Annotated in this window: 8 protein-coding genes; 7 read left to right on the top strand and 1 reads right to left on the bottom strand. The window is 54.9% G+C overall.

Annotated features, from left to right (window positions below; genetic code table 11):
• Positions 1-622: c-type cytochrome (locus tag Q0349_RS02725; protein WP_298079343.1), on the bottom strand; the 622-nt coding region annotated here is incomplete at its 3' end.
• An 81-nt stretch (positions 623-703) separates the two neighbouring features.
• Between Q0349_RS02725 and yihA the strand changes: the two genes are divergently transcribed.
• From yihA to cas4, 7 genes are all read left to right on the top strand, one after another.
• Positions 704-1,312 carry a ribosome biogenesis GTP-binding protein YihA/YsxC gene (gene yihA / locus Q0349_RS02720; protein ID WP_298079342.1) on the top strand — a complete coding sequence of 203 codons (609 nt, stop codon included), beginning with the start codon at positions 704-706 and terminating at the stop codon, positions 1,310-1,312.
• The gene (locus tag Q0349_RS02715) at positions 1,302-2,057 is read left to right on the top strand and encodes a TSUP family transporter (protein WP_298079341.1); all 756 of its coding nucleotides are present in this window, start codon (positions 1,302-1,304) and stop codon (positions 2,055-2,057) included. Before yihA ends, Q0349_RS02715 begins: the two co-directional genes overlap by 11 nt.
• 300 nt (positions 2,058-2,357) lie before the next feature.
• The gene (locus tag Q0349_RS02710) at positions 2,358-4,583 is read left to right on the top strand and encodes a CRISPR-associated endonuclease Cas3'' (RefSeq protein WP_298079340.1); all 2,226 of its coding nucleotides are present in this window, start codon (positions 2,358-2,360) and stop codon (positions 4,581-4,583) included.
• A 97-nt stretch (positions 4,584-4,680) separates the two neighbouring features.
• Complete coding sequence (cas5c, locus tag Q0349_RS02705; protein WP_298079339.1) at positions 4,681-5,376, top strand: type I-C CRISPR-associated protein Cas5c; 696 nt, start codon at positions 4,681-4,683, stop codon at positions 5,374-5,376.
• A complete protein-coding gene (gene cas8c, locus Q0349_RS02700) occupies positions 5,373-7,223 on the top strand; it encodes a type I-C CRISPR-associated protein Cas8c/Csd1 (protein WP_298079338.1) in 1,851 nt (616 codons plus the stop codon). The genes cas5c and cas8c overlap by 4 nt, the downstream gene beginning before the upstream one ends.
• A 10-nt stretch (positions 7,224-7,233) precedes the next feature.
• Complete coding sequence (cas7c, locus tag Q0349_RS02695) at positions 7,234-8,097, top strand: type I-C CRISPR-associated protein Cas7/Csd2 (RefSeq protein ID WP_298079337.1); 864 nt, start codon at positions 7,234-7,236, stop codon at positions 8,095-8,097.
• A gap of 2 nt (positions 8,098-8,099) precedes the next feature.
• Positions 8,100-8,566 (top strand): CRISPR-associated protein Cas4 (gene cas4 / locus Q0349_RS02690; protein ID WP_298079336.1); only part of this gene is annotated, 467 nt, incomplete at its 3' end.

Here is an 8,566-nt window from a genome sequence, read left to right as displayed (position 1 = left end):
GTTTCGGCGTCAGTTTGTCGGCGACGTCGCGCATCATGCCGTTCGGGTCGTTGGCGCGCACGACAAGGGTGGCGCGGTCGGTTTCGCTGGCCTGGTCATCAATTTGTGCCGCCATTTTGAAGGCATCCAACTGGGTACGGGTGTATTTGGCGTGCTGGCCGGAGACGCGCGGGAAGGCAGCGGGTTCGATGCCTGCGCCGGTCGGGCCGTGGCAGGCCATGCAGGCGGGGACGTTTTTGCTCATGTCGCCGCCGCGATAGAGTGCTTCGCCGAGAGCCAGCAGTTCTTCGGGGTTGTCGCCCGCGCCTTCGGTTGCGGCCGGGGGCGGAGTTTGCGCGGCAAAGTAGGCGGCGACGTTGGCAATGTCTTCGTCAGAAAGCAGTCCCGCCTGCGGCTGCATGACGACGCTGGCGCGCTCGCCGCTTTTGAAGTCTTTCAGTTGTTTTTCCAGGTATTTTTGTCCCTGTCCGGCCAGGGAGGGCCATTCGGGGTTGGTGCTGGCGCCGCCGGGGCCGTGGCAAGCGGCGCAGACGACCGCTTTTTCTTCGCCCGCCTTGAGATCAGCCGCCTGCACCCAGGTGGTGATTCCGAACAGGATGATTGTCACAATGCTTTTTTTCATGACTTGCTCCGCAAGATTTTTCTTTTGTTGTTTGCTGGATGCCTGTTATATTTCAGGCGATTTTTCCGCATTTTACTAGAGATGAATAACCGTTACCAGCAGGCGGCTTTCGCCTTTTCCGCCAATCGCGAGGCGCAACTTGCCGCCGATGCCCGCATTGAAATTGCCTTCGCCGGACGCTCCAACGCGGGCAAATCGAGCGCGCTCAATACGCTTACCAACCAGAAGGCGCTGGCGCGGGTATCGCGCACGCCGGGGCGGACGCAGCTCATTAACTATTTCGCCCTGCCGGAGCCGGGCTGCTATCTCGTCGATTTGCCGGGCTACGGCTATGCCGAGGTGCCGGAGCAGATGCGCGCGCACTGGCAGGCGCTGTTGGGGCGTTATTTGCTGACGCGGGCGGTGTTGCGCGGCATCGTGCTGCTGATGGACATCCGCCACCCGATGAAGGATTTGGACATCCGTATGCTGGAATGCTGCGCCGAGCGGCAATTACCCGCGCATATTTTGCTGACCAAGGCGGACAAGTTGAGCCGGGGCGCGGCGGGCAAGCAGTTGCAGGCGGTGCGGGGCGAACTCGCCAACTGGCGCGCGCCGTTTTCCGTGCAGACGTTTTCCAGTCTGAAAAAGGAAGGGCTACCCGCGCTGGTGGCGCAACTGGATCAATGGATGGTGGCGGATGCTGGCTGAATTGTCGCTGTGGGTACTGGCGCTGACCGGCACCGTTGCCGGATTTGTCGATACCCTTGCCGGGGGCGGCGGGATGCTGACCATTCCGGCGCTGCTGCTCGCCGGATTGCCGCCTGATGCGGCGCTCGCCACCAACAAATTGCAGGGCAGTTTCGGCACGCTGTCGGCGACGTGGTATTTCGTCAAACGCGGGCAGATTGCCTTTCGCCGCCTGTTGCCGGGCATCGCTGCCTGCGCGGCGGGCGCGGCCTGCGGCACGCTGACGGTGCAATATCTGCCGCAGGCGCTGTTGCAACAGGCGCTGCCGCTGCTGCTGGCGGCGGTGGCGCTGGTGTTCATCTTCATGCCGTCGCTCGGCGCGGTGGCGCGGGAGGCGCGGCTGCCGTTTGCTGGATTTGTCGGCGCGGCGGCGCTGCCCATCGGTTTTTATGACGGTTTTCTTGGCCCCGGCACGGGCAGTTTCTTCATGCTGGCGCTGATTTCGCTGCGCGGCTACACCCTGCAACAGGCGACGATTGAGGCGAAAGCGTACAACGCCACCACCAATCTGGTGTCGCTGCTGGTGTTCCTCGCGGGCGGGAAAATCGTCTGGCTGGCGGGACTGGTGATGGCGGCGGGACAACTGCTCGGCGCGCGCCTCGCCGCCGGGCTGATTGTCAGCAAGGGCAACCGCCTGATTCGCCCGGCGGTGATTGCGATGTCGCTCATCATGAGCGCGGTACTGGCGCACCGTTACTGGTTTTAGCGGCGAATTCAGACCAGGCGCAATGCCTGTTCAAACTGCGCTTCAATAAGGCGCCTTCTACTGCAAATATTTTGTGCGGACGGCGATTCCGTTCCCGCACAGCACTCTCGATGTCCCGTCCCGTCGGAATAGTAGGCAATATCCTGATATAGCAATCCTCACAAAGTTCTGTACAAGCGCGCCGTACTAATTTGTACGGCCTTCGCGGCGTCCGTGTCGGAGACGCTAAACCGGTTCTTGGGTGTATCGCTATCAATTTGCCGTATCCTGCCGCCGTCCCAACCACAACCGGAGCGCCTTATGCCCACCTGCTACGCTCATTCCGCCGAAAACCGCCCTGAAAGCGACTGGCAAACCCTGAAAAACCACGCCGAAAACGTTGCCGCACTCGCCGCCCAATTTGCCGAACCTTTCGGCGCAGCGGCAATCGCCCGCTATACCGCCCTGCTGCACGACCTCGGCAAATACAGCGAGCCATTCCAAAACCGCCTGCGCGGCGGCAAGCGCGTGGACCACGCCACCGCAGGCGCGAAAGAAGCCATCACCCGTTGGAAAATGACCGGCAAACTGATGGCGTACTGCATCGCTGGCCACCACGCCGGGCTGGCCAACGGCAGCGGCGAAGGCCACAACCGCAGCACGCTGAAAGAACGCCTCGCCGCCGACATCCCCGCGCTAAACCCCGTCTGGCAAGCAGAAATCCCGCTGCCGGAAAAAATCCCCCTGCCGCCGCTCAAATCCAACCCGAAATACCCCGGCTTCGCGCAGGCCTTCTTCACCCGAATGCTCTACTCCTGCCTGGTTGATGCCGATTACCTCGATACCGAAGCGTTTTACGCCCGCCTTGACGGCAAGACCGTTGCGCGTGGCGGTTATCCCGCCTTGGGCGCGCTACAACAGGCGTTCAACCAGCATTTGCAAAACGTGCGCGCCGATGCCAAAGAAAACAGCGAAGGCGGCCAGGCCGAACTGAACCGCCTGCGCAGCGACATCCTTGACCACGCGCAACAACAGGCAGCGCTCCCGTCCGGACTCTTTACCCTGACCGTACCGACCGGCGGCGGCAAAACCTACACCTCGATGGCATTCGCCCTCGAACACGCGCGCCAGCACGGCCAACGGCGCATCATCTACGTCATCCCGTTCACCAGCATCATTGAGCAGAACGCGGCCGCCTTCCGCGACGCCTTCGGCGACCTCGGCGAGGCGGCGGTACTGGAACATCACAGCACCTTCGACGACCGCAAACTGCAAGAGCGCGACACCCGCGACAAACTGCGCCACGCCACAGAAAACTGGGACGCGCCCATCGTCGTCACCACCGCCGTGCAATTCTTTGAAAGCCTCTTTGCCGACCGCTCCTCGCGCTGCCGCAAACTGCACAACATTGCGAACAGCGTCATCATCCTCGACGAAGCGCAAATGCTGCCGCTGCACCTCTTGCGCCCGGTGATGGCGGCGATAGACGAACTGGCGCGCAACTACCGCTGCACCGCCGTCATGTGTACCGCGACCCAACCCGCCATTGACGCCAAACACGGCTTCTATGGCGGTTTCAGCGACGTGCGCGAAATCGCCCCCGACCCGGCGCGCCTCTACACCGCGCTACGCCGCACCACCGTGCGACACATCGGCAACCAAAGCGACGCCGAATTACTCGAACATCTCACCGCCCAGCCGCAGCTCCTCATCATCGTCAATAACCGCCGCCACGCGCGCAGCCTCTACGACAGCGCCAAGCACCTCGATGGCGCCTGCCACCTCACCACGCTGATGTGCGCCGAGCACCGCAGCGAAGTGCTAAAAACCATCCGCGCGCGGCTAAAAGCGGGCGCCCCCTGCCGCCTCATCGCCACCTCGCTGATTGAGGCGGGGGTGGATGTCAGCTTCCCGCGGCTGATGCGGGCAGAGGCGGGCGCCGATTCCATCGCCCAAGCCGCCGGACGCTGCAACCGCGAAAACCTGCGGACAGCAGACGAGAGTGAAGTACTGATATTCCGCCCCGAAGAGCAATGGAAAGCGCCGCCGGAACTGGCGACATACGCCGCCTGTATGCGCGAAACCCTACGTAACGACGGCGACCTGCTTGCGCCGGAGGCGATGATTGCCTACTTCCGGCGTGTCTATGACTTGAGCGACCTCGACAAACATCACATCCTCGAAATGCTCAAAAACGCGGGCAGCGATTTCCCCTTCCAGACCATCGCCGAAAAAAGCCGCGTCATTGAAAGCAACCATATGCTGCCGCTGCTGATTCCCTATGACGCCAACGCAGAAGCACACATCAACGCCCTCGAACACGCCGACACCATCGGCGGCCTTTTGCGCCAACTACAGCGCTACACCGTGCAAGTGCCGGAAAGTGCCTTAAAAATACTGTTCGGGAAAGGGCGGGTAAACGTCATTAATAAAGAAAAATTTGGCGAACAATTCTATGCCCTGATAGGCACAGACCTCTACGATGCCCAGGCAGGGCTAAATTGGGATAATCCGGACTATATAAATGCAGATAACCTTTGTATATAAATAACCCCTGAAGCGACAATCAGATAAACATACCAGCAGTATTCAGTGCCAATTTGGCCTGAATATTGCTTAAAGCATCTCATTGGAAGGAGCGTTTATGAACAATACTGTCCGGCTGCATATATGGGGCGACTACGCCTGCTTTACCCGTCCGGAAATGAAAGTGGAACGGGTTTCTTACGATGTGATTACCCCATCCGCCGCGCGCGGCATCCTGACCGCCATACACTGGAAACCGGCGATGCTTTGGATAATTGACAAAATCCACGTCCTCAAACCCATCCGCTTTGAATCGGTGCGACGTAATGAACTGGGCGGAAAAATATCTGCCAGTAGTGCAAGCGGTGCGATGAAGCGCAAAAGCGTACAGGACCTGTACACCATTATCGAAGACGATCGCCAACAACGCGCCGCGACCATACTCAAAGACGTCGCCTACATTATTGAAGCCCATATCCAGCTTAATCACGCATTCATCGCTCAAAGCGAACGACCAGAAGAAGAAAATATCACCAAACACCTGGAAATGTTCAAACGCCGTGCCCGCAATGGCCAATGCTTCCAGCAACCCTGCATGGGTGTGCGCGAATTCCCGGCAAACTTTGTGCTCATTGAAGATGACGAACCGCTACCCAACTGTGAATTGCCCGAAAACGAACGCAACCGTGATTTGGGCTGGATGCTGCACGACATTGACTTTGCTCACGGCAACACCCCGCATTTCTTCCGCGCCAAAATGATAAATGGTATTATCGAAGTCCCACCCTTCCGCGCAGAGGAGGTAAAATCATGATATTGCAATCATTGGATCACTATTACTACCGCCTGCTATCAGAAACAGATGGCGCGGGTAAACCAAAGGTTCCAGATTATGGCTACAGCGATGAGAAAATAGGATGGATTTTGGTATTAAATAAAGATGGTGAAATAATTGATGCCATCCCTAACTTAACTACAGATAAAAAACCGCAACCTAAACGTATGTTTGTGCCGCAATCTTTCAAACGGCCAGGCACTACACCAAAACCTTTCTTTTTATGGGATAAAACCAGTTACGCACTAGGAATTACTGCCAATAAAAACAAGGCTACTACAAAGATACAACCTTATATAATAAAATTAGATACTTTTGATAGTTTTAAAAAAGCGCACCTGAATCTACTAAAAAACACTAATGATGTCGGATTGCAAGCATTTATCCATTTTTTGGAAATATGGAATCCTGAACACTTCGCCCTCTCTCCGTTTAATACTGAAATGATAGATGCAAATATTGTGTTCAAATTGGATGGACAGAGAAAACTACTATTTGAGCGGCCCGCCGCTCAAGCTTTATGGGCAAAATGGCTAAACCATATTGCTGCAGATAGATGGTTTGAGTATCAGGAAGAACAGGAACCCTCTCTTTTTGAAGAGTCTCGAAAAAAATCTCCAAAAGAATATGGCATCTGCCTGATTAGCGGTGACTATGAAGCTATTGCCAGAACACATCCTGCCATTAAAGAAATATGGGGAGGGCAAAGCTCCGGATGTTCTATTGTTTCTTTTAATGGTGATGCTTTCGAATCCTTTGGTAAAGAGCAAGGAGCCAATGCACCCGTATCTGAATATGCAGCATTTGCTTATGTTGCTGCCTTGAACTATTTGCTACAACGGGAAAACGGCCATTGCCTCACCATCGGCGACGCCAACACGGTTTTTTGGGCGGAAGCAACGGATAATGGTAATGCTGAAGCGGAAGAAGCCTTTTTCTCCGACATCATGAATGTAACCGATGGCGCGGAAAACCAAAAAGTATTCGACATTTTGCAACAAATCGCCAAAGGCCGCCCGCTCAAAGAAATCGCTCCGGAGCTGCATGAAGAAACCCGCTTTTACATCTTAGGACTGGCACCCAATGCTTCGCGCATCTCTATCCGTTTTTGGCTAAATACCACTTTTGGGCAGTTGGCACAGAATTTGGCAGCACACTGGCAAGATTTGGCAATCGAACCTTGCCCGTGGCAAACGCCACCGTCTATCTGGCGCTTGCTGATCCAAACAGCCCCATTGGGTAAAACAGAAAATATCTCGCCCGTACTGGCAGGCGAAATGACGCGCGCGGTTATCAACGGCACACCTTACCCGATGAGCCTGTTGTCGCAGTTACTTGCCCGCATTCGTGCAGACGGCGATGCCAACGGATTGCGCATCGCCATGATCAAGGCAATCTTGGCGCGGAAATTCCGCAAAGGTTTAATTAAAGAAGGAGTTCCTATGAGCTTGGATAAAGAAAGTAAAAACACGGCCTATTTGTTAGGCAGGATGTTTGCCGTGCTGGAGCGCATCCAGTATCAGGCATTGGGTGACATCAATGCCGGTATCGCTGACCGTTACTATGGCTCGGCATCGGCTGTGCCCTTCTCCGTTTTTCCGCGTCTGCTGGTGGGCGCACGCCACCATCTCTCGCGTCTGCGGAAAGACAAGCCGGGACTGGCAGTAAACCTCGACAAGGATTTGGGCGAAATCATCGCTGCCTTGCCGCAAAATTATCCGCGCCATTTTAGTATTGATGAACAAGGCCGCTTTTCCATTGGCTACTACCAGCAAAAACAAAGCTATTTCGCCTCCAAAGAACCTGTAACCTCAACCGAAGTATAAGGAATCAACCATGTCTATCCAAAACCGCTACGAATTTGTCTATTTCTTTGACGTTACCAACGGTAATCCCAATGGCGATCCGGATGCAGGCAATATGCCGCGCCTCGATCCGGAAAGTAGCAAGGGATTGGTCACAGATGTCTGTCTGAAACGAAAAATCCGTAACTTCATTGAAGTTGCTTACGAGAATGCACCGGGCTATGAAATCTACGTCAAAGAAAAAAGCGTGCTGAACCTGCAAAACAAGCGCGCTTATGAAGCATTAGACGTTAAACCGGAAGCCAAAAAACTGCCCAAAGACGAAGCCAAGGCGCGCGAAATTACCGCGTGGATGTGCAAGAATTTCTTCGACATCCGTAGTTTTGGTGCAGTCATGACGACGGAAGTCAATAGTGGTCAGGTTCGTGGGCCGGTACAACTGGCATTTGCCCAATCATTGGATCCCATCGTACCGCTGGAAATTTCTATCACCCGTATGGCGGTAACCAATGAAAAAGATTTGGAGAAAGAGCGCACTATGGGGCGCAAACATATCGTGCCTTATGCCCTTTATCGCGTACATGGCTTTATCTCTGCCAATCTGGCAGCCAAAACCGGCTTTTCCGATGAAGACTTGCAAAAACTCTGGCAAGCCTTGCAAATGATGTTTGAATACGATCGCTCCGCTGCCCGTGGTGAAATGGCGGCGCGTAAACTTATTGTATTCAAGCATGACAGCATATTGGGCAGTCAGCCTGCACATAAACTGTTTGAACGCGTGACTGTTGATCGCGTCAATGGTGAAAGCGGTTCACCTGCGGCTGCATTCTCCGATTACCGCATCAATATAAACCGTGAAGGTTTGCAAGGCGTTACCATCGAAGAATTATTGTAATCATGGAAACCATCCCGCTATCCGCCTTGCAGCATTATGCCTTTTGCCCACGACAATGCGCGTTAATTCATAATGAGCAACAGTGGGCGGCCAATCTCCTCACCGTACAGGGCGATTTACTGCATGAGCGGGTAGATGCGGGTGAGCCGGAAACGCGCAAGGGCATACGCTATGAGCGTAGTGTTCATGTCTATTCCTTGGCGTTGGGTATTGGCGGCATATTGGATTTGCTCGAAATAGAGACCGCAAGCGACATAATGCGCCCGATAGAATACAAACGTGGGCGATCCAAAAAAGACAATTGGGACAAAATACAGTTATGCGCCCAAGCCTTTTGTCTGGAAGAAATGCGTAATACCACCATAACAGAAGGCGCTTTATGGTATGGGCAAACCCGGCACCGCGAAATGGTGTCTTTCGATGCGGCATTACGCACAGAAACCCAAACGATTATTGCCGAAGTACGCGA

The sequence above is a fragment of the uncultured Cardiobacterium sp. genome (assembly GCF_938028185.1).
Lineage (GTDB): Bacteria > Pseudomonadota > Gammaproteobacteria > Cardiobacteriales > Cardiobacteriaceae > Cardiobacterium.
Note: the sequence above shows the minus strand (reverse complement) of the source record. Positions and strands in the feature narration are given on the sequence as shown.